The sequence below is a fragment of the Paenibacillus sp. y28 genome (assembly GCF_037137075.1).
Taxonomy (GTDB): Bacteria; Bacillota; Bacilli; order Paenibacillales; family NBRC-103111; genus JBBBNV01.
Window position 1 is genome coordinate 26,006 of record NZ_JBBBNV010000031.1, and the last position, 21,588, is coordinate 47,593.

Below are 21,588 nucleotides of genomic sequence, written 5' to 3' on the forward strand. Positions count from 1 at the left end.
TAAACTTATTTACCGAGCAGCTCGAGGTGTTTGCCGATATGGCTAGCCAGCGATTGCTCGTAAGCTGTTTCTTGATCGCTAAGTGTACGGTAGAATTCATCTTTAAACAAGGAGTTGCCGGAAGCGTCTTTTGCTTGCAGCAGCAAACCGTACGTGATGTGAATCAGCTGGCGGGCATTGTTTTCGTTCATGTATTCGTGCAGGTCCGCGTCAGCGACTTCAGCCAGCGGCTTGATTGCATTGAAATCGGCAGTTACATGGTAGTATGCCAAAGCTTCACCCACGTGCTCAGCGGCAAAAGCATGCATGCGGCGGTACAGGTCCGGATTTACTTTGGCAACTGTACGGACAGCCTCAAGCCAGTTAGTTCCTGCAGTTTTGGCATGGAAACGGCCTTTGGTGTACTTCGCGATAATCGGGAATACGCTGAATTTGTCCGAACCGGAGTGGATGCTAAGCTTATAGCCGAAATGATCTGCGATTTCAGCATGCACCTTCAGTTCTTTTTCAAATTGCTCGATGTTGCCGATGTAGTCGATTCCTTTTTGGAATTCGCCGCAGAAGCGTGGCGCCATGCTGAAGATGTCGACATTTTTGCCGTACAGCTCATTGGCTACAAAGAAATGGGACTCTGGATCAGTCGATGTTTCGGTCTCGTCGATCGAGATTTCGAAGTCAACTGCGCGAGGCGCATTTTTGATATACGTTTCGTATACATGAAGCATGAAATTGATGGCTTCGCCATAAATCAGAACGTTCTTGATGACGCTTGCTTTGTCAAAGCTGATGGTGATGTCGCCCACTTGGAACGATTTGTCCAGGTAACGGCTCTCATAGTGGCTGCGAATATCTGCAGGCAGCGCGTTGTATTTCGCCTCCAGCTCAGCTTCGCTCAGCTTCGGAATGTTATTGTCGATTTTCTCGGAGCAGTCCAGCGTCAGCATGGTGAAGCCCAGATCCAGGGACATTTGAATGTCGGATTCCACTTTCAGGTGGTCGCCGTCAGCGCCGAAGCCGTCCTTGTAGCCTTCTTGGAAAACAGCGAAGCAAGCAGCGTCAACCACTTGTTTGTAGTCACGGCCGGTCAGGTTCAGCTCGCGGATGGACTGTTGAGCCAGAATCGGACGGATGTCGCGGCCGCGGATCGTTTGGATATGACCCGGGGAAGCAAGACCAAGACGGTCGCCCAGACCAAAGGTAGAAATTTGTTTGCCGAATGCACGTGGTACAGTATATTCCAGATATTTATTCAAAACAAGGCGGTTTTCGTGCGTTTGCGGAGCCAGCTTCGCGCCGTCCTTTACTTCGCCCTGCAGTTCATTATACAGTGCGCCTTCGCCGACAGCCACAATGAACTTGTCATAGCCGTCTTTAATCAAAAGCAAGCGTGAGCCGCCTTCTTCAACCAGCGATTGCGGATACGTTTTGATGCTGCCGTATGTAGCGGAGATTGCTTTGCCTTGCTTCAAATCATCAACTAATTGTACGAAACTCATGAGTAAAAATCCTCCCTAAAAATAATTTTAAAAAATGTAATATAGTGTCAGGCGGTGAAAGCGCCTTACAGCGATCTCACTGATTGCCGAACGACCAACTCAGATTGAATGTACAGCTTTTCCTCCAGCCGGACTTTATTCTCAATAATATCCAGCAGCCGTGCCGCGCCTTCTTTGCTTATCCGTTCAATCGGACGGCGCACCGTCGTAAGCGCGGGCGTCATAAAGCGGGCGAACAAATTGTCGTCAAAGCCTGCGAGCGAAATGTGGTCCGGCACCTGCAAGCCGGCTTCTTCAATCGCTTTTTTGGCGCCGACAGCCATATCATCGTTGGAGCAAAAAACAGCCGTTGGCCGGTCATCGGCCGCCAGCAGCTTCTCCATAGCCGCAAAGCCGCTTTCTACATCGTATTCCCCTTTAACCTGATGCTCCGGCTTCACCTCAATGCCATGCCTGCGCAGGGCGTCAATAAAGCCGTCTCGGCGGACCTGTGTCGATTGAAACCCGTCCGGCCCGGAAATAATGGCGATTCTGCGATGACCAAGCCGTATTAAGTGTTCCCCCAGCCTGTCCGCCCCAATCCGGTCATCGGATAAAATGTTCACAATGTCCTTTTCCTTCACATCTCGGTTTAGTACAATAAGAGGAATGCCCTTTTGCTTCAAATCCTGAATCAGTGCGTTGTCATTCCGGCTTTGACTCATAATGATAATGCCGTCAAAGCTTTTTTTTGTGATGGAGATGAAGTCTTTGTAATCGTCAATGCCTTTGACTATCAGATTATACCGGTCCTTGATGACACTGTTGACGCCGCGGACCACATCATAGAAAAAACCTGCGGAGGTTCCCGTGTTCAGCGTCGTAAAAAACAAACCGATATGATAAGACCGGTCAAGCACCAGGCTTTTGGCGTTAAAATTGGGCGTATAGTTCATGCTGCGCGCCAGCTCCTGAATGCGCCATTTCGTCTCCTGATTGATCAAAGGACTGTCATTAAGCGCCCGCGACACGGTCGTATGCGATACGCCGGCCAGCTTGGCGATATCTTTGATCGTTACACTCATCAAACCACCCCGCAAACATCTTATCATAAATTGCACACGTGAACAATAACCTCATAAAAATACCGTCAGCCGCTTGCAGCTTGACGGTATTTATTCTGTATTCAGCGTATCTTCTGCCAGCCATTACATTTCCAAAAGCAGCATTTCCTGCCGCATTTCCCTGAGCCGCTCCTTGCTCGCTTCCATCGCCGGTGCATCCTTAGCTTGCATGGCGTCATGCAGCACCGCCAGCTCGTAATCCAGCTCCAGCCGAAGCACCGGAACCCGTTTTTCAGCCCGCTTCGACTTGAACGCCTGCATCATTTCCTCAGAGGTGACCATCGGTTCCTTCTGATACAGCACCTTATGCTCCATTCCGCTGATTTCAACCATGCGGATAATCTCCCCGAACATGATGCTCTCAATCAAAATTTGCTGCTCCCGGAAGCGTTTGACAACGGCATGACCGCGTGTATCCCCAATCATGCGCTCCATCACCTCCGACAGCTTCTCGTCCTTAAAGGAGTAATCTCCTATCATTTTGTACCGTTCCCCCAGACGCTGAAACTTGAGCTTCACCAGCCGGCGGCCTGTTCGGATTGAGATAACGAATTGCTGCTCGCTTTCGTTCCAATACAGGGAATATCCTTCTTGAATCAATGCCTTGATGAAGTTGCGGATTTGCCGGCGGTCAAAACGCAGCTCCAGGTTGCAGTATTCAACTTCATGACTCTTATTCACGGCAATCCCTCCCTAGGTAATGAATCGTTTGAATGTTCAGACAATTGTTCCCTTTACTTTATCTTATTACGATTCTTATGTTTGCGCAACTTGGTTTATTGACTATTTTTTTCGGGAGCTTGTCACAAAATTAACCCGTGTCCTATTGTGATCCGGAGTCAAACTAAAAACGCCCGGGCAGAGCCCAGGCGTTAAGCGGACATCGTATTATTACGCGTCTTCTTCCTCAAGATTGTAGGAGCACGATGACAAATCGTCACATAATGGCTGCAGGTCCTTCGAGGTGTATTCAACGATGCGCCACATGGTCACCCGGCGGATCGCCCCGTCAATAATTTTATCCTCCCAGTAGCTTTCCAGCTTCACATGATAACTGAAATATTTGTGGTGCAGCATCAGCACATCGTACTCATTCGGCTTATCGGAAGCGTCAATTACAATCGCCGTACCCTTGAGGAATTTGACCTTCTTGGTGCTTCCCTTTTCATAGCTGGCCGCCTCCGGGCTAAAATCGTTCAGCGCTTCGAGCTTGTACTCGTCCGTCTCGCCTGTGACAAGCGTTTCATAGGCATTTTCCATCACCGGCTTCTGCTTCCATAATGAATCAGCCTCTTCCTTGCGCACATACAGCCAGCCAGTAATTTTTTCTTTTGCTTTTTTGAGCCCGTCCGTATCCAGTCCCATCTTCTGCAGATCGCTAAGACGGTAGTAATCCGTATTCTTATTGTAATTTTTATCGACAACCAGCGGATATTCCTTTCCTAAATATTTCACCTTCATCACTTCGGGATATTCCATCGTAAACGTCTCGACTGTGTTTTCATACTCCGGATTGATCGGATTTTTCACATACACGCTGTGGGTCAGATTGATGGTCTTCGAGGCCGCGTCCCAGTTTACATTCGCGCCGAGCAATTCGCCGATTTTCTTCAGGGGAAGATAGCTGCTGCCCTCATAAATAAGCGGTGCCGTCGTGCTTAAATCCACCTTGACTCCATCCAGCTTCACCACATAATCCGGGCGTAAATAAGCCTCCACCCTCTGCAATATTTCCGTGTCCGCCGCCACGGCGCCCGCCGCGAAGCTGGAGCCGATAATCATGGATAACAAGGCGGCTTTATGCCATTTTCGTGCCTTCACGCTCTCACACCTTTCTGTATATGCGTCATTGCGCAGCATGCGAATGGCGCATTGTCGGTTGTTGTCGTTTTTTACCATGGGTAAATCTTGCATTCGCCATCATAATACCGATTTCCTGCCGGGATAAAAAAATCAGGAGAGAAGTCCCGTATGATAGCCTTGCGGCAGCCGCTCGAGGTATAATAGTGCCTACACGGCTACAAGAAGGGAGAACCCTATATGACATTTATCGGTTTTACACGTCAAGATTTTGAAACCTTCCATATCGAAGGGCTCGATCCCCGCATGAAGGCAATCCAGGAGCGGATTCAGCCGAAATTCAAAAGCATCGGCCAAGCCTTGTGCGATGATCTGTCCCTATTGGCCGGCAGTGAGCTTCATGTACATATAGCCAAGCACGCCCGCCGGAAAACGAACGCGCCCAAGGATACCTGGATGGCCTTTTGCCATAACAAACGCGGCTACAAGCAGCATCCGCATTTTCAGATCGGCCTGTTCGACGATCGCCTGTTCCTCTGGTTCGCCTTGATTTACGAGCTGCCGAACAAGCAATCGATTGCCCAGAAATTTATCGATCACGCGGATGACATGAAGGATCTCATTCCGTCCGATTATGTGCTTTCCTTTGATCACATGAAAAAGGATGCCGTACCCGCAGCGGAGCTGGACCAAACCAGGCTGGCCCACGAATTGATCCGCTTCCGTGATGTCAAAAAAGCGGAGCTGCTCGTCGGCCGGCACATCCGCTTCGACGATCCTCTCTTGCTGGATGGCCCCGAGCTGCTGCGTAAGGCTGTGGAAACATTCGAAACCTTAATGCCGCTGTATAAGCTTAGTACGGTTAGTTAAATCACCTGCAGCTGTGAACGATCATTTCATTTATCCTTCGCATGTGTCGCGGAACTGCGGCCAGGCTGCACCCTTCCCCGGTAAAAACGAAGAAAGCCGTGCCGCCATAGTAACATGGCACACGGCTTCTTACAGCTCACGGCTAATTCTCAGTTTATCTTACGTAAGGGTAAACAGTGCTTTGGAATGAAAGCGCGATATCCAGCTTGCGTTCCGATGGGGTAATAAGGCCCAAGTCCTTCTTCCCGTTTCCGTCAAAATCGGAAATAATTAATTGTGCGTTCGGCGAGCCCCACGGCCCATATTCAGCCAAGTACCGGAATTCTCCGTCCTCCACCTGCTCAAAAATGCTGTATTTCCCATGGGCGGCATCCCACACGATGACATCCAGCTTCCCGTCCCCATTCGTATCGGCGATACGCCATTGTCCCGCCGGTGTGACCGGCAGCTCATAGGTAACGGTTGAGGTGCGCCACTCTCCCCCGCCGCTCTCCGCCCACATTTTCGTAAAGCGACCTCTCTTGCGCGTTGAAACAAGCAAATCATCAAGACCTTTAGCGTCTGTATCAACAACCTGCAGCAAAGAATCCGTTTTTTTCGGCCAAGCCTTTGCTTCCAGCGGCTTAAGCTGATTCCCGGTAACGGCCACACCCTCGATGCGGGTCTCGGAGCCTGTTCCTGCAACCCCTGCAAGAACAACGGTGTCTCCTTCCCTTCGGAGCGCGTACAGTTCCGACCAATTTTTCATTCCTGTCAACCACGAACGCACCGGAGTAAACTGCCCGTTGAGATTGCGGTATTCCTCCAGCTTGCCGGATGCCCTCATAATCCACAGGTCAGAGCGGCCGTTCCGGCCTTTGTCGCAAAGCACCATCTGATCTCCCGCTCCATACGAAATTCTGGACCACACCTTTGCCTCCGGCAGCGAATCGCTGCGCAGCCCATCGTATTTGCCCGGCTGGACGGTCACTTCACCGTCCGAACGGTTCCATTCTACAATGTCCACAACCCCGTCGCCTGTCACATCCCCGGTTCTCCACTGATTTCCCGGCAGCAGAGAAACGCTTTGCGAAGGCGTGAACGGGACAAGGTCCGTAATGGATACGAAGTTGTAGCCTTTATTCTCGATTTCAGACAAAAGCTTCTGCAGGTTGCTCTTCGACTTTGCAGGATAATGGTACACCGGCAAGCCATCCTTCATAACAGGCTGCCCTTCTTCATCAAAAGCCTGCACCAGATGCTTGAATTCCAGGAAAGGATGATAAAAAAAAGACGGCAGCCTTTCCGTTTTGCCGAGCTGCTTCAGTATAAGATCCGCATCACGGTTATAAGGGATAAATGAGTAAGGGGTCGGTACATAGACTGAACCAAGCGGGCTTGCCGCTACTGCGGTTTGCCTGCCCTCCACATAAAGCGGATGGACCGCTCCAGGCAGCAAATTCACATTATCCTGATATTGAATCCCGAACATGCCGCGGAACACTTCATCCTGGACCGCGGTCGTATGATAATGCGGAGCCTCCCAGAAGCGCGGCTCGAACCCGGCGCGATGCATAATGTCGTAGCCCTGCTTCACACGTTCAGCTGCGAACGCTTCTGTCTGCGTTTCCGGCACATCCGGCACATTAAACTCATTGCCGATAGCGGATTCATGATGCCCGTCCGCACGGCGCACACTGCCAACCTGGTGGGTATAGCCGTGCATTCCGATGACACCGCCATGCTGCTGGGCATAGGTAAGCAATTGATCGAAAGCTTCAATATATGGGTCTTCCCGCCCGTCCAGCCGCCGGTCATAAACGGTGCCGTCCGCAGGGTAATCCAGCCATCGCGGAATGACCGCCAGCTGGTAAGCCGTCTGATGCTCGGCTAACAGCTCAAGCACAGCGCGGAGCTTGCCCAGATTGTCCATACCGCTGTACTGTCCGCCGGGGCCGATATCCTCCAGCCGGATCAGAATGGACTTCGGATACAGATCGCCGCCTTCTGCTGGCAGCAGCTGATAGGACACAAACAAGCCGATTGTTAAACATAATGCCGCGATATAACGCAGTTTCCCCTGATGTAACCACCGTTTCAAAGCAGAACGGCCTCCCCCGACTGATGTCAATACTAATCATAATATAACGTGTTTTTACTGTCATCCTATTTTCTGAAATTATGAATCAGATAACCCGCTTCTGTCTACAACAAAATTTTCCGATCAGACCCTCTTGAAAAGCAACGAAAAAGCTTCTCCGCCGGTATTGTGGCTGAAGAAGCTTTTTCGTTGCTTGCTCGTTGAATGCCCGCCTATGAAACAGCCGTTTTGAGCGTGACGGCCTTGCGGTCCAGAACGATGAAGCGCTGGAGCAAAATGATCGCTGCGATACAGAGCACGCCGCCAATAAGATACGGCAGGCTGTCCTGGACGTTAAACAGCAGCGTCCCAAGCAGCGGCCCCGTTATCCGGCCCAGACTGTCCATCGATGAACTGAGACCGGAGGCGACACCTTGCCGAACCGTCGTTTTTTGCGTAATGAGCGAGGTAACACAGGGCCTTATCAGCGCATTCCCAACAGAGAATACCGATAAATAAATCGCCGTGGTCAGCATACTGTCAGCCAGCATAAGCAGGAAAAATCCAACCGCTGAAGCGAGCAGGCCAAACAGCACATAACGGTTTTCTGTCCCCGGCTTCACCCTCCGGACGACCCCGCCTTGAATCAGGGCGCCGACAATGCCGCTAATCAGAAACAAATAACCTATTCCCTGCGGAGTAATGTCAAAGCGCCGCATGGCAAATACCTGCAGGGTGCTCTCCAGTCCGGCGAGGGTAAACGAGACGAAGAAGGACAGCACATACAAATATTTGAGCTTTCCAGAAAAGGCGCTCCAGCGGGATACGCGAGGCTCGCCCGTTCCACGGCGCTGCTCGGGCGTCAAGGATTCCTGCAAATATATGCCGGCAAACAGCAGCGTCAGCAGACTGAGCACGCCAGCCGCAAAAAAAGGCACCGCCGTGCCGAAGCCGCTAAGCAAGCCGCCGATGGCGGGCCCGAATATAAAGCCCATCCCGATCGACATGCCGACCAGGCCCATTCCTTTCGTACGATTCTCCTCCGTCGTAATGTCAGCAACATAAGCCACAGCACAGGCTGTGGCCGCGCCCGAAGCAAGCCCTCCGAGTATTCTGGATAAATACATCAGTACAAGATTGTCTCCAGCGATCCCAAATAGAAAAAAGCTGAGAGCAAATCCGATTAATCCGGTCATGATGACGGGTCTGCGCCCAATGCGATCGGACAAACCGCCCCAAAGCGGGGAGAAAATAAATGAAAACAACGAATATACGGACAGCAGCAGCCCCAGGTGCAGCGGATTGTTTTCCGCGTTCGGAATCGCAATCGGCATGACCGGTATAATGATACCGAAGCCCAAAAATAACGTCATTAACAGCACCATAATAACAGCAATCCGTTTGTTCATATGAAGCACATCCTCTCATTCCGGCAAACACAGCTAAGCTTGAACACAATTTCATCGTACCATAATTCGATTTCAGGAAAAAATGAACATTTCGAGAACATGCCCGCCATCGTTCGGCCTTCCCTGAAGCTCACACCTCATCTTATGTTCTTACATCTATATAGCTGCAAAATCAGGTCTCTCTTTTCTGCACGGCACTCCCGCATCCTATTTGGATATCCTTCCCAATACACCCGATTTTATGCCATCTTTTCTACACGGAAAAATCACTTGCATCCTAGGTCCAATTTGATATACTTGGGCTTGTTTACTATTCGCAGCAGTTTATTATTGGAAGGAAGTGGGAGTTCCATAATGAATCATCAGCTTACCCCTTTGTTTACCCGACTAAAAGAACACGCAGCGCGTAACCCGCTGCAATTTCATATTCCCGGCCACAAAAAAGGCGCCGGCATGGACGATGAATTTCGCGCGTTTATCGGTGACAATGCGTTGTCCATTGACCTCATTAATATTGCCCCGCTGGATGACCTGCACCGTCCCGGCGGAGTCATTAAAGAAGCGCAGGAGCTGGCCGCCGACGCTTTTGGCGCAGACCATACCTTCTTCTCTGTTCAGGGGACAAGCGGCGCAATTATGACCATGATTATGTCTGTCTGTGAGCCGGGGGATAAAATAATTGTGCCCCGCAACGTGCATAAATCGGTCATGACGGCCATTATTTATGCCGGAGCCAAGCCGGTGTTTATTTCCCCTGCCACCGATGACAACCTGGGCATCTCCCACGGCATCACCACATCGTCGGTCCGGCGCGCGCTGCAGCGGCATCCGGATGCTAATGCAGTGCTTGTCATTAATCCGACGTATTTTGGAGTAAGCGCCAATCTGAAAGAAATTGTTGATCTTGTGCACAGCTACGATATTCCGGTGCTTGTAGATGAAGCGCACGGCGTGCATATTCATTTTCATGACAAGCTGCCTCTCTCCGCAATGCAGGCGGGCGCCGACATGGCTGCCACCAGCGTGCACAAGCTGGGCGGCTCGCTGACCCAGAGCTCGGTACTCAATATTCAAGGCACCCGTGTTAACGCCAAGCGTGTGCAGTCCATCATCAGTATGATGACGACCACCTCCACGTCTTATATTTTGCTGGCTTCCCTGGATACAGCGCGGCGTCAGCTTGCCCTGAAAGGACGAGAGCTGGCACAGCAGGCTATCGAACTGGCGGACTACACGCGCAGCGCCATTAATGAAATTGAAGGCCTGTATTGCTTCGGGCGGGAAATCCTCGGTCAGGAAGCTACGTTTGATATGGATCCGACCAAGCTGACGATTCACGTCCGCAAGCTCGGCATCACAGGCTATGAGGCCGAAAACTGGCTTCGTCAGGAGCATAACATCGAGGTTGAGCTTAGTGACATGTACAACATACTGTGTCTGGTCACACCCGGCGACGATCATTCCACCCTCGACAAATTGATTATCGCCTTACGTGAGCTTGCTTCACTCCATGGCACGGAGAAAGAAACCAAAGAAGTCGTTGTCAAAAATCCGGTCATTCCGGTATTGTCCATCTCCCCCCGGGATGCCTTCTATGCCGATACCGAGCTTGTGCCGCTCCGTGAAGCAGCCGACCGGATTATTGCGGAATTTATTTTCGTTTATCCGCCGGGCATTCCGATTCTGCTGCCGGGCGAGGTCATCTCCCAGGAGAACATTGATTATATTATCGAGCATATTGATGTCGGGCTGCCGGTTCAAGGGCCTGAGGATAAAACACTTGAGATGATTAAGGTCATCGTAGAAACCAAACCAATCTTCTGATATGATGGACTTGAAAGGGGTGGGCCGATGAGCCAAAGCGCATTTTTGTATTTCGTGGAGGGTTCCGAAGTCGCTTCATTAAGCCTTGATGAACTGAAACAGAAGCTGGGCCATTACAAGGAACAGACCGGCCGGACAGGACAGCAGCTCGGCTGGGATTATGCCGACGCCGCCTTTCCTTATACAGTTGAAACAAAGCCTGAGGCGGAAGGCAAATGGTTTTATCTCAAAGGAACTAACCAGCAGTACAATTATATCGTTTTTGGCTGCGGCAGCCGCCCGGACGAAGAGACAAAGCGTGAAGCCGCGTATGTCCAGGTCGTTCTTCCTGACGACAGCACACACGGCGATAAAGCGAAAGCAAGTGAGCTGTGCAAATATTTGGCTAAGCAGCTAAAAGCCGAGCTTCACCTGTTTAACGGCCGGATTATGTATTTCAATCCAAGAAAATAACCCTTCGCGAGCCCGCGAAGGGTTATTTTCTTGATCGTCGGCGCTTAGGCGTTGTTTGCTTCACGCTCGGCGATTTCATTATAAATGGCCACTACGTGGTTCCATTCTTCATCGTCTTCAATCGCAACCAGATAGGCTTCATCGTTCTCTTCCTCAATACGGAAAATAACGCCGTCGGCTTCCGGATCGTTACGGTCTAGCAGCACCGCATAACCCCGGTCTTGATATTCGAACGTATACACCATGACCATTTCATGCTCTTTGCCTTCGGCATCGGTGACAATGAACACGTCCTCGTCATGCTCTCCGCCGCATCCGCAATTCTCATCATGGTCGTGATTGTGCTCGCTCATGGAAAAACCTCATTTCGTGAAAGGATCATTTACGTTAGTATCGTATCACTTTCAAAATGAAGGGTCAATCGCTTCGGGACCCATTACTGCGATTTTATTTCTTTTTGCGCGACGACGGTGTAATCGTCACCTTCCGCAATTTTCATCGACAATTGCACATGATAGGAGCCGTACTCAGTAAACTTCACTTCAAACGGCCAAGGATACCAGAAGCTGTTGCCCGCATTTTCCAAATCCGTCTCATGGGAATCAACAACCTCTCCCGACGGGCTCACAATATCAATTTTCAGGGAGCTAATCGAAGTTTCCAGACTGTCTACCTGTGCAAAAACAACAAAGTACTGGGTTTTGCCCTTTTGCACCAGACCGAAGCTGTTCTGAATCCCGTTGATTTCAGCATTTTTACCATCCTTCAGCAGCTTCTCGCCAACAAATAAATGGACATTCGGCTTATAAATATCCACTGTATTTGTAGCGCTATCCCACTTCACCAGCGCTTGCAGCAGCTCCGCCAGCTTCCGCAAAGGGAGAACGACGCTGCCGTCAATCATAAAGCCTGGAACATTACCTAGACTGGCCTCGTTGTTATTGACCTTCACATTGACTTTTGCAAAACCGTGGTACTCCCCCCAAGGCGAAGCTGCCGCGACCGTGCCCGTACCCAGTACAGTACAAACTAACGCCATTGCCAGCAGTTTTCTTCCTTTCATCATCAAGCAACCTCCATCACGTTGAAAAGCTCATTTGCATGATTATACTCCGCTCCGATACAAGAGTTGCGTATAAGACCGGGAATTTTTTGTTGTTCACACCAAGGTCGTAAAAAAATGGTATTTTATCATACTTTGAATCTGGTGTAAACAATAAAAGAATCGAATGGAATACAATACCATTTTACCCTTTTTTCCTGTACACTAGAGCTAGAGCCTAATTGAGGGGAACATAACAATCATGAATGCAACTCAACAGCTGCAAATGGAAATTGATAGACTTAAGCTGCATCTGGAAGTGGCCGCCATGCAGTACAATTACGATTTCGGTCATCCGGATGTCATTGAGCTAAGTCAGAGATTGGACAAGCTCATTGTTCAATTTATGGAAATACAAACAGCAATGTAAGATATGACCGGGAATATCCCGGTTTTTTATTTTTTCCTGCAATTCTACTATCGCATGAAGGGGTACTCATGATATAGTCTTCATGTATTGACATTCATTGTCAGTCTCAAAGGAGGCCGCTTTGCTTGCTCAACATCCAAATGCTTGGCACAGGCAGTGCTTTTGCCAAAAAATATTTTAATAATAATGCTCTCGTTTCCTATAACGGATTTAGGCTGCTGATTGATCTTGGCGTTACGGGCTCGCTGTCCCTGCATCAATTAGGGATTGGAATGGACAAGATCGACGCCGTGCTCATTACACATCTGCACGCTGATCATATCGGAGGCCTGGAGGAATATGCGTACCAGATGAAATTCGTATACGGCCGCAAGCCGCGGCTGTATGTACCGGATGTTTTGATTCGGCCGCTGTGGGAGAATTCCTTGCGCGGCGGGCTTGAGCACGATACGGAAGGCCCGCAAACGATGAGTGATTATTTCGAAGTGATTCCGGTCTATCCGGGTACGCCCGTCGCGTTCAGGGGCGGACTGACGGTTGAAGCAGTGCGTACCACGCATGTGCCGGGAAAACCGAGCTTTTCGTTATTTTTGAACGGTAGTATCTTCTATAGCTGTGATATCATCTTCGATCGCAGCCTGCTCCAGCACGTGCATCAGGAACGAGCCTGCCATACGATTCTGCATGACTGCCAGCTCAGCTCGCCAGGGGTTGTCCATGCATCACTTGATGAGCTGCTCACACTGCCGGACGAGCTGCAAGAGAAAATTTGGCTTATGCATTACGGTGACACGATGGAAGCCTTTATCGGAAAAACAGGAAAAATGAGGTTTCTCCGCCAGCATGAAGCTTACACCTTCCCATAACAAAACCCTCCGGTATCCACCGGAGGGTTTTGTTCTTTTTTACATCATATGCAAGGACATTCTTTCAAATCCTGGCCGTTTAAATTAAAACAGAGGCAGATTGTCGAGATTGTTGCTCGGATCACCGTCAGCGTCTCCGCGGATGTACAGCTCTCCATCCCTGCCCTTGAAAGCATTCACACCTTGAATCGCTCCCTGCTGTACCTCCTGCAGTGCTTGCGCATAGTCCAATGTACGGCCGGACGACGTGCGGAAGGCCGTTATATCACCATCGCTGTTTTTTTGTACGGCTACAAATGAATCGCGCTCTCCTGGCATCTGGGCCACCTCCTAGGGAAATAAAATTACGTACTTCCTTAGTATGGCTTGTTTGCCATGAATCATACGCCCGGGATTCCTTACTCTAGTCCAAGTACACCGTTGCATTACATAACGCCGAAATCAAGCTGAATGCTCCTCGTGCAGATGGCTTATACAGTTGTACAGACTGCATTCCCACGCGTCTGCGGAACGGTGAACAACAGTAAGCGACGTATTCTGAAGCATCTCCAGCGGCTGGTTATTCAATAGGACCCGAAGCGTTTCACTGATAAATGCGCCATGGCTCACCAGCAAAATGCGCCGGCCCGGATATTGGTGCGATAATTCCTCTACCAAGGATATCCCCCTGGCTTGTACTTCCTCCAGCGGCTCTGAGCCGTGATCCTGGGCCTCCCAAGCGTCTCCCCATTTTTGCACCCGATCTTCAACGGTCGTACCCTCCAAGCGCCCATGGCTCCGCTCCCGCAGGCGCATGTCATAGCGGTGTACCGGGAGCCCAATAGCTTCTGCAATCGTATCGGCCGTGCAGCTTGCCCGCTGCAAGTCGCTGCTTATGATCATATCCCAGCCGTGGTTATCTGCCGCCAAGCGCTTAGCCAGCATCGACGCCTGACGCCTTCCTTCTTCATTAAGCGGAATATCCACCTGACCCTGCGCTCTTCGCTCCCGATTCCAATCTGTAACCCCATGCCGGACAAAACCTATCATCGTCAATGAATACTCCCTCCTTCGTGATTTATTAAGTATAAAGCAGGAAGAAGCCGCCGCCAAGATATCCTTACATTGACCAACTGAGCCTTTTTCACCACACTTCTTACTATAGTGTTTTAAACACAGCATAAATAAAATGCCAAAAAAGCACCGCAGGACCTGTGAGTCCTGTGGTGCAATAGGCAAGCTATCCCTATGCAGGCGAAGCAATGCTCTCGGGACGGTCACCGCCAAGCTCGTGAAAAAATTGAACAAGCTTGCCGTGCTTGCGCAGCGATTTCTCATGGATCAGGTTCAGCTTGCCGTTCTGCAGTGTGCCGAACCGCTCAATAAGCTCTGTGTTGCCGTGCGACCAATCAAAGCCATCCAGCACCTTCATACAATCCGTCCAATTCGGATTATAGCTTCCACCGGCAAAAGCGAAATCATGGGCAAACAAAGCTAAGCTTTCCTGCATCACCCTGCTGGAGGAGGTAAATTGAGCCAGGCCTGGCTGCTCCGGCATAATCGGCAGAATCGCATGGAAAAACTGATGCATCACCTCAATGTAAGTTGTCATGTCCGCCCGAATTTTCCGAGCCAGCTCGTAAGAAGGCTGCATTTTTCCCGAGAACAGCATCGTTGCCGTAGAGTAGAGCCAGCTATAGCAGGTAAAGTTTTTATTAAACGACGTCAAGTTGTTGCGTGTCTCCACTCCGGCCGCTTTCAGCAGCATATTGTTCTCAGCCGCCTGCTGAATCACGACATTCAGCACATCCGTGGAATCAAAAGAATGGCCGAGTTCCTTGCTTACCAGCTGCACCTTGGAATTAATATCTCCGAACAGCTGGCGCTCTTCCTCCTCGCCGAGGCCAATGTACACTTGAGCGGCCAGCTCCGTGTCCAGCAGCTCTAGCCGGCGGGATTCCAGCTCCGAAAGCATGCCTTCCGTTTGCTCCAGCTCTTCGATCATCTCCGCATCCTGCGGGGCTTCACGAAGCTTAATTTTAATGCTGGCTATTTTCTTCTCTAGCCGTTTCACTTCCTTCTGAAGCTGCTCATTCACATAACCGAGCGCCAAAATCCGATGCTGGCCGTCCAAAATGCTGAGCTTGGCCCCATGCTGCAAATACAGCTCCCCGTCAGACTGGCGGTCCAGCAGCTCCGCTTCCCTGAGCGATAGGGTCACCGGTCCAAAAAACACATGATCCAGCTCCCGCTCCTGCAAATATTTTGATATTTTACGCCGCTGGCTGCTGCTCAGCTTGCGCTGCACCATTGGATCTATGGCCGTATAATTTAACAAATCCTGAACGCGCAGCGATAATGTCGCCATCCCGAATTGCTCGCAGAACGGGTGAATCGCCATGCTCAGGCGAAGTCCGCTTTTCCTCGTATTCATCCCGCATCCTCCTCATCAAGCATGATCAACAGCTGGTTATTATCATAAAATTCACGGAAATATTGATACGCCTTCATAATCCGGCTGCGGCGGGGCAGCCTGTCCTTCTCGTCCCCCTGGTAAATCTCGTCCCAGCGGACATGCGCCAGCATTTTAATTGCGTGCTCCAGCGCATAGCGGTTGAAGACGCCACTTTTGGTTGCTTCCTCATGAAAGAAGAGCGCCATCGCAATTTGGATGTTCTCGCTCCAGCACATGTGACGGGACTCCGGCCTTGGCAAAACCGCCAGCAGGCTTTGGAAATAAGTCGATGCCAGCAAGTCCTGCTCATCCAGCTCTCGCTCCGTGTACTGATATCCATTGTTCCGGGCTCCCGATTTCAAGCGGCCTTCAAACAGCGCCGCCAAAATTTCAATCAGCAGGTGATATGAGAATAGATGCTGTTCGCTTTTTCCGCGCTCGGTATACATATCAACAGAAATTTGACGGACTGCCTCGTCCTGCAGAGCCAGCCGGGTAGCCAGCACATGGTAGAAACGCCGTTGATCGCGGAGCACCGCAAGATTGCCGCCGATTTTGCGGGGAAGCTTATTAATATCGGAGAACAGCTGCCGCTCCTGACGCGGATTTATGTCCAGGTACACCATGACCGACATCGGAAACTCATACAGCCTCCGAAGCTTGTCCGTCAGCTCTTCCATCCGGTCCGTTTCTCTGCGGTCCTTGGCCCGGGCCAGCGCCCCCTGCAAGGACTCCGTCAAACGGCGGAAAGCCGCCAGACGGTGCTGCCCATCGACAACATATAATTTCTCAACCGGCTTCAAACGGTATGCTTCCTGCTCAGTGTCATATTCTCCCGCTCCGCGTGCAGACAAAATAATGCCCGGGAAATAAATCGGCTGATGATGATCGAGATACAAGGTGATGTAATCCATCAGCTTGGACAAATTCCGCGGAATAATCGCCCGCTGCACCTCCAAATCAACCTCGTAAATCGTAAACAGCTTACTCATTGGCAGAGTTGCCGACAACGTCATCTGGCCGAAGGTCCGGCTAATTTGTCCGGGGATTTCCACATCCGAGGCGGATTTTTGCCCAGTAAACAGCTCGGATAAAGAAGCTTTCATCATCTCTAATTCACCCTTTACTCTAATAGGTTACTCCTAGCTTTCCACCATTTTCCCAAAAATATAAGCATGAAGAACCAGCACAAAAAAAGAAGAGGGCATCCAGATGGCATCCAGACCCTCTTCTCCAGCTATTTATCATGTGGCGGAGTTCCTGGCGGCTCTTCTCTCTCCTTCAATACTTCAATAATCCGTTTGATTTGTTTTGGCAGCGGCAAGCCCATCCGTCCGTAATTTTCCATCACCGAGATTAATTCATTCGACAAATAAAAGTAAATGGCGCCATACATGACAATATTGATATCCAGCAGCAAATCTGCCCGGTGACCGAGCATGATGACCATCAGCATAAGTCCTTTTTTCCATAAGCCCCAAAACCCGACTTCGCTACTAAGACCTTTATTTTCCTTTAACGAGGCCGCCAAACCCGAAATATAGTCGATAGCCATAACAAGCAATAGCAGTCCAAACAATTCGTTCCACGCTCCGAACGCATACGTAAAAGCTGCGCCAAACACTCCTGCCAAACTGTTTACGATGGTTTGATTCATTATTTCCAACGACCTCCTTTGCCGTCCATCAATCCCCCTCTTATTACTATATGTACAGCATAAATCGCTCGGCCCTGCGCCAGTCTACCAAAATTGAATTTGCTAGCGGAGACTTTGCCTCGTGGGGTTGACATCGTTTCCATGTGCTGCTAATATTGTTTTTGTGGTAAATACATCCTATTTGACCTCATAGCTCAGCTGGGAGAGCACCATCTTGACAGGGTGGGGGTCACAGGTTCGAGCCCTGTTGAGGTCATAATGAAAGAGCCCTTGTATATCAAGGGCTCTTCTTCATTTCTCTATTATAGATTTTGCGCCGAATTACACCCCATCAGTACTCACTAAACTCAATGTCATTGAAATTCTCCACAAAACAAAGCTCGCTCCGGCTCAAGACCGATGTGCTGAATAACTCGTTGTACGGAGTTTCAGTCATGGCAATGCGCTTGTCCCGCTGCTTCCACTGCTTCAAGGCTTCCTCCGAAATCTGGAACGGCAGAAGCGGCTTCACGGTCCGCTTGCTGTGTACAACCACATAGTTATCCCGGTCCATAGCAACAACCACATTATTTTGGTACAGCAGCTTCAAATGCTTCTCTTTCTCCACTTTTGTTACGCTCATACGTTCCCCTCCTGTTCTATCATTATAGCTGATTTTGCCATAAATGAGCAATCGCTATAAAGTACGATGCACGCTGCGAACATATACCCGGAATAAACCAGCCTTTTTGCAAATTCGCGCCGCGCGCAGCTCCCAGCGCGCGGTGCTTTGCTGCATGACGGCGGTCGGGTCTAACCACTGTCGGTGCTTTCCCCGAAAAAGCGCAAGCCAAAACCTCCAATCCCGCACACAGCGTCTTGGAGGTTCGCCATTCCTTATTGTTATCCCCGGCACAGCTTCCGGGACCGGAGTATTCGATGGCGCCGTGCTGTTTAAGCTAGCGTGACACAGCGCTTATTTTTTGTTCTGCTTGGCGTAAGCGGCTTTGTATTCATCCATAATTTGCTGACCGCCGGCTTTTTTCCACTTCTCAATTTCGGCCATGTAGCCGGCCTCGTCGATTTTGCCCATGATGAACTTGGTTTGGGCATCCCAAATTTGCTGCTCCAGCTCTTTGCCCCGTTCGCTGTAGGTTGCTGAAATCAGGGTTTGGGCCGGGTTCGGAATCGAATAGTTCATATTATCGCGTGTAATTTGAGTGCCCTTGATGCCGATAGGCACGTCCTTCAGCGGCAGATTGTTGTAGCCGTCCATTTGCAGCAGGTTATCCCGATACGGCTTCACTTCACGCTGGAACAAGGTGAAGTCCTTGAATTCGGACTGATTGTCGGTTGTTTTCACATAATGCTTGTTCTCAATTCCGCGTGTCAGCAGCGTCGCCGTATCCGGCTCCATCAAGGTGTCCAGGAATGTCAGAAGCCGTTTTACCTCCGCTTCGGTTTTTACAATCGATTTTGGAATGACATAAATACCGGAGTTTCCGGTTTGTCCCGCCACGCGAATCCCCTTGGGCCCATTGAATTGGGCGACATCGACGATGGCATTAGGATCTATCTTGGAGAGGCGGTCCTGCTGGCTTTTGGCTGTACCGGCCACCGCAATCTTAATACCCACCCGGCCCGCATCGAACAGCTTGTCCGCCTCGGTGGAATCGAAGGCTGCAAAGTCCTGGTTCAGCAGCTTTTCGTCATACAAACGTTTGTACAGCTTCAAGACATCGATATATTCTTTCGTTTCGAATTCCGGCGTGAAGCTGCCGTCGGGATTGACTCCCCATTTGTTCGGGGCGCCCATAGCTACAGCAAAACGAGTAGTCAAAGAAGCCTGGCCTTCATTATATCTCTTGAACAGCAGCGTGCCGAACGTATCCTTTTTGCCATTGTTGTCGGGATCGTTCAGGGTCATCGCCTTGATGACATTGTACCAATCCTCCATCGTCTGCGGCACCTTTAGCCCCAAGTTATCCAGCCAGTCCTTCCGGTAAACAATTCCCGCACGGGCAATATCCGAGAAAACCGGTATGCCGTACAGCTTGCCATCTACCAAAATATTATTGAAGAACTGTTGATTTTGAGCGGAGATATTTTTATAGTCCTTTAAGTAAGGGCCAACCTCCCAGAACAAGCCCGACTGCATGGCATTAATCGTATTCGGAACGTACTGCACCTTAAGCAGCTGCGGCATCTCGCCTGAGGCGATCATCAGATTGACCTTTTCATCATAGGCTGCATTCGGGATCCATTGAATGCTCAGCTTCGTATTGGTATTTTTTTCGATGGCCTGCTGTACCTCGTTGCCCTTTTCCGGGACATCCCCAACCTGAGCCAGACCGATACTAATCTCGAAGGGCGTGCTGCTGTCCGGGGTTGCAGAACCTTGGGCCGAAGGCGATTCGCCGCTCCCCCCGCTGCACCCTGCCAGAATGGAGCCGGCCAGCGCCGCCACACAAAATACGGAGACCCACTTTGTTTTTCTCAATGTCTTCATTTGTTTGATTACCCTCCCTGCAAATTTCTTCCGCACAATCTTTGTCTACTTGCTGCCCCGGGCCTGACGGCCTCTGAAAACTAATTAATCACAGTTCCCAGGAATATGACAGACATTGAATTTAACCTCATTGCAATTTAAGGGCAGGGTGCGGTAAAGTGGAAAAAGCGTATCCTCCATATAACTTGAATCATGCCGTAAATAACCCTAACTGTGCCGCAAGCAACCGGGACTGTGCTTTACATAACTTGCCATTTTAGCTGCACAAAGCATGGCGCTGCCCCGCCTCCACCATGTCATAACACCGTTTATAGCAGGTTACTGTACATGAACACCCGGACTTGAATTTGCATGAAAGCCCCTGGTGCGTGAGGAGCAGGACACCCGTTGTCAAAAAAGCACATCTAGGTACGCTTCCCCATGAGATGAAGGAGTGAAGCACGCCTGCGTGGGTCAAATTGAACGGCAATCGCTGCCCATGGCTTCGCTATCCGAACGGAGGTAACCGAGATGACGATACGACCGGCAACAAAGCAAGATGCAGACAGTGCAGCCCTACTGCTGTACGAGGCCATGCATGATATTGCGCATCAGCTGACAGGACAATCAGACCCGGATGATGTGCTGCGTGTTTTGGCCGATTATTTTAGACAAGAAGATAATCGCTTAAGCTTCCGGCAGGCGTTGGTTAAGGAACTCGACCGGCAGGTGGCCGGTATTATGGTCTGCTATCACGGCCGTGATGCAGAGCGGCTCGATCAGCCGATTCTGGATCACCTGCGGGCAGCAGCCAACGATCCGTCCATCCGGCTCGATCAAGAGGCTGACCTGGACGAATTTTATATCGATACCCTGTCCGTTTCCCCCGCCTTCGGCAGACGCGGCATAGGCAGAGAGCTGCTTCAGGCTGCAGAACTGCAAGCCAAGCGCTCGGGCAGCAGCCGGATTGCACTCGTTGTCGATCAAGATAATGAAGCTGCGTATTCACTCTATGTAAAGCTGGGCTATGAGAAGGATAAAATGATCCATATTAACTGTAAGCCTTACCGGCATATGATCAAGCTTCTTTGAAGCGATCTGCCGCCCAGCCATTGAAGGCTCCGGCGTTCCAGCGGAAAAGCCGCCTTCCAGCTCCGTATCAAACGGCGGCGGAACGGCGGCGATTTGCTGTGCCTGTGCCCTGCGTATTATCTGCCCCGCCGGATCTTGACAATGCCTACATCAACAGCATTAATCGATATGGAATTGCCGCCCTGATGAATGGAGGCATTTGCCGACTGCCGTGTTTTGGCGATATGATTGCTCTTTTTCCAAGTATGGCGTTTCTTTGCTTTGTTTCGCATAAAAAGCTCCCCCCTTCCAAGGGAGGCTACAGGCCTGCATATGAACTACTTACGGCGCATTGCCTTTTTCAAAATTTTTACATTAACAGCATTACTGGCAAGCGCATTGCCTTCTCTTGATTTGGCGACGGCGGATTGAACGATTATGACAACGATAACGTTTTTTTACCGACGTTGTATTTGTAGGTCCGGACCCGGTTGCGGTTCATAGTCATCCTCCTAGCTTGGAAGTTTCTACTAGTGCTTAAAATCTCAAATACCTCAACGTTAACAGGTTAATCTTACCAAGCGATGTGATACACTGAAAGCACGAA

22 protein-coding genes and 1 tRNA gene are annotated in these 21,588 nt (G+C 50.3%); 7 read left to right on the forward strand and 16 right to left on the reverse strand.

The window, feature by feature from the left end; all coding sequences use genetic code 11:
* Positions 1–5: 5 nt before the first annotated feature.
* The 4 genes from WBG83_RS19305 to WBG83_RS19320 all read right to left on the reverse strand — a co-directional run bounded on the left by WBG83_RS19305 (position 6) and on the right by WBG83_RS19320 (position 4,420).
* The gene (locus WBG83_RS19305; RefSeq protein ID WP_336746966.1) at positions 6–1,496 is read right to left on the reverse strand and encodes a tagaturonate epimerase family protein; all 1,491 of its coding nucleotides are present in this window, start codon (positions 1,494–1,496) and stop codon (positions 6–8) included.
* A gap of 65 nt (positions 1,497–1,561) precedes the next feature.
* On the reverse strand, positions 1,562–2,560 hold the full coding sequence (locus WBG83_RS19310; RefSeq protein WP_336746967.1) for a LacI family DNA-binding transcriptional regulator: 999 nt from the start codon (positions 2,558–2,560) through the stop codon (positions 1,562–1,564).
* 123 nt (positions 2,561–2,683) lie between these two features.
* The gene (locus tag WBG83_RS19315) at positions 2,684–3,280 is read right to left on the reverse strand and encodes a hypothetical protein (RefSeq protein ID WP_336746969.1); all 597 of its coding nucleotides are present in this window, start codon (positions 3,278–3,280) and stop codon (positions 2,684–2,686) included.
* Positions 3,281–3,490: 210 nt separating this feature from the next.
* Positions 3,491–4,420 (reverse strand): stalk domain-containing protein, encoded by a 930-nt coding sequence (locus tag WBG83_RS19320; protein ID WP_336746970.1) that lies wholly within the window; start codon positions 4,418–4,420, stop codon positions 3,491–3,493.
* Positions 4,421–4,639: 219 nt separating this feature from the next.
* Here WBG83_RS19320 and WBG83_RS19325 point away from each other — a divergent pair, with 219 nt between their 5' ends.
* The gene (locus tag WBG83_RS19325; protein ID WP_336746971.1) at positions 4,640–5,269 is read left to right on the forward strand and encodes a YktB family protein; all 630 of its coding nucleotides are present in this window, start codon (positions 4,640–4,642) and stop codon (positions 5,267–5,269) included.
* 154 nt (positions 5,270–5,423) lie between these two features.
* Here WBG83_RS19325 and WBG83_RS19330 read toward each other — a convergent pair whose 3' ends face one another.
* Positions 5,424–7,349, reverse strand: a complete 1,926-nt coding sequence (locus WBG83_RS19330) for a DUF2334 domain-containing protein (protein ID WP_336746972.1) — start codon at positions 7,347–7,349, stop codon at positions 5,424–5,426.
* A 212-nt stretch (positions 7,350–7,561) separates the two neighbouring features.
* On the reverse strand, positions 7,562–8,737 hold the full coding sequence (locus WBG83_RS19335; protein WP_336746974.1) for an MFS transporter: 1,176 nt from the start codon (positions 8,735–8,737) through the stop codon (positions 7,562–7,564).
* Positions 8,738–9,091: 354 nt separating this feature from the next.
* On the opposite strand from WBG83_RS19335, the gene WBG83_RS19340 reads away from it, so the two are divergent.
* Together WBG83_RS19340 and WBG83_RS19345 are read left to right on the forward strand one after the other, a co-directional pair.
* Entirely contained in the window at positions 9,092–10,561 is a 1,470-nt protein-coding gene (locus WBG83_RS19340) for an aminotransferase class I/II-fold pyridoxal phosphate-dependent enzyme (protein ID WP_336746975.1), read from the forward strand.
* Between the two features lie 27 nt (positions 10,562–10,588).
* Complete coding sequence (locus WBG83_RS19345; RefSeq protein WP_336746976.1) at positions 10,589–11,014, forward strand: DUF1885 family protein; 426 nt, start codon at positions 10,589–10,591, stop codon at positions 11,012–11,014.
* Positions 11,015–11,058: 44 nt separating this feature from the next.
* Here the strand turns inward: WBG83_RS19345 and WBG83_RS19350 are convergent, their stop codons facing one another.
* Entirely contained in the window at positions 11,059–11,367 is a 309-nt protein-coding gene (locus WBG83_RS19350) for a DUF1292 domain-containing protein (RefSeq protein WP_336746977.1), read from the reverse strand.
* A gap of 83 nt (positions 11,368–11,450) precedes the next feature.
* A complete protein-coding gene (locus WBG83_RS19355; protein WP_336746978.1) occupies positions 11,451–12,080 on the reverse strand; it encodes a stalk domain-containing protein in 630 nt (209 codons plus the stop codon).
* Between the two features lie 238 nt (positions 12,081–12,318).
* Here WBG83_RS19355 and WBG83_RS19360 point away from each other — a divergent pair, with 238 nt between their 5' ends.
* Positions 12,319–12,486, forward strand: coding sequence for an aspartyl-phosphate phosphatase Spo0E family protein (locus WBG83_RS19360; protein ID WP_336746979.1), 168 nt, complete (start codon positions 12,319–12,321; stop codon positions 12,484–12,486).
* Between the two features lie 140 nt (positions 12,487–12,626).
* Complete coding sequence (locus WBG83_RS19365) at positions 12,627–13,352, forward strand: MBL fold metallo-hydrolase (protein ID WP_336746990.1); 726 nt, start codon at positions 12,627–12,629, stop codon at positions 13,350–13,352.
* A gap of 84 nt (positions 13,353–13,436) precedes the next feature.
* Here WBG83_RS19365 and WBG83_RS19370 read toward each other — a convergent pair whose 3' ends face one another.
* The 5 genes from WBG83_RS19370 to WBG83_RS19390 form a co-directional block, all read right to left on the reverse strand.
* Positions 13,437–13,670 carry a DUF3892 domain-containing protein gene (locus WBG83_RS19370; protein WP_336746980.1) on the reverse strand — a complete coding sequence of 78 codons (234 nt, stop codon included), beginning with the start codon at positions 13,668–13,670 and terminating at the stop codon, positions 13,437–13,439.
* A 123-nt stretch (positions 13,671–13,793) separates the two neighbouring features.
* The gene (locus tag WBG83_RS19375) at positions 13,794–14,381 is read right to left on the reverse strand and encodes a histidine phosphatase family protein (RefSeq protein ID WP_336746991.1); all 588 of its coding nucleotides are present in this window, start codon (positions 14,379–14,381) and stop codon (positions 13,794–13,796) included.
* 196 nt (positions 14,382–14,577) lie between these two features.
* Positions 14,578–15,765, reverse strand: coding sequence for a DNA sulfur modification protein DndB (locus WBG83_RS19380; RefSeq protein ID WP_336746981.1), 1,188 nt, complete (start codon positions 15,763–15,765; stop codon positions 14,578–14,580).
* Positions 15,762–16,895 (reverse strand): DNA sulfur modification protein DndB, encoded by a 1,134-nt coding sequence (locus WBG83_RS19385; RefSeq protein WP_336746982.1) that lies wholly within the window; start codon positions 16,893–16,895, stop codon positions 15,762–15,764. The genes WBG83_RS19380 and WBG83_RS19385 overlap by 4 nt, the downstream gene beginning before the upstream one ends.
* Positions 16,896–17,023: 128 nt before the next feature.
* Positions 17,024–17,443, reverse strand: a complete 420-nt coding sequence (locus WBG83_RS19390) for a phage holin family protein (RefSeq protein ID WP_336746983.1) — start codon at positions 17,441–17,443, stop codon at positions 17,024–17,026.
* 183 nt (positions 17,444–17,626) lie between these two features.
* Here WBG83_RS19390 and WBG83_RS19395 point away from each other — a divergent pair.
* Positions 17,627–17,699: transfer RNA gene (locus WBG83_RS19395), tRNA-Val, on the forward strand.
* 75 nt (positions 17,700–17,774) lie between these two features.
* Here WBG83_RS19395 and WBG83_RS19400 read toward each other — a convergent pair.
* Both WBG83_RS19400 and WBG83_RS19405 read right to left on the reverse strand, forming a co-directional pair.
* Positions 17,775–18,065, reverse strand: coding sequence for a hypothetical protein (locus tag WBG83_RS19400; protein ID WP_336746984.1), 291 nt, complete (start codon positions 18,063–18,065; stop codon positions 17,775–17,777).
* Between the two features lie 333 nt (positions 18,066–18,398).
* The gene (locus tag WBG83_RS19405; RefSeq protein WP_336746985.1) at positions 18,399–19,931 is read right to left on the reverse strand and encodes an extracellular solute-binding protein; all 1,533 of its coding nucleotides are present in this window, start codon (positions 19,929–19,931) and stop codon (positions 18,399–18,401) included.
* 510 nt (positions 19,932–20,441) lie between these two features.
* On the opposite strand from WBG83_RS19405, the gene WBG83_RS19410 reads away from it, so the two are divergent.
* Positions 20,442–21,002: a GNAT family N-acetyltransferase gene (locus WBG83_RS19410; RefSeq protein WP_336746986.1), complete on the forward strand. Its 561-nt coding sequence runs from the start codon at positions 20,442–20,444 to the stop codon at positions 21,000–21,002.
* Positions 21,003–21,118: 116 nt separating this feature from the next.
* Here the strand turns inward: WBG83_RS19410 and WBG83_RS19415 are convergent, their stop codons facing one another.
* Positions 21,119–21,274 (reverse strand): hypothetical protein, encoded by a 156-nt coding sequence (locus WBG83_RS19415; RefSeq protein WP_336746987.1) that lies wholly within the window; start codon positions 21,272–21,274, stop codon positions 21,119–21,121.
* Positions 21,275–21,588: the final 314 nt, after the last annotated feature.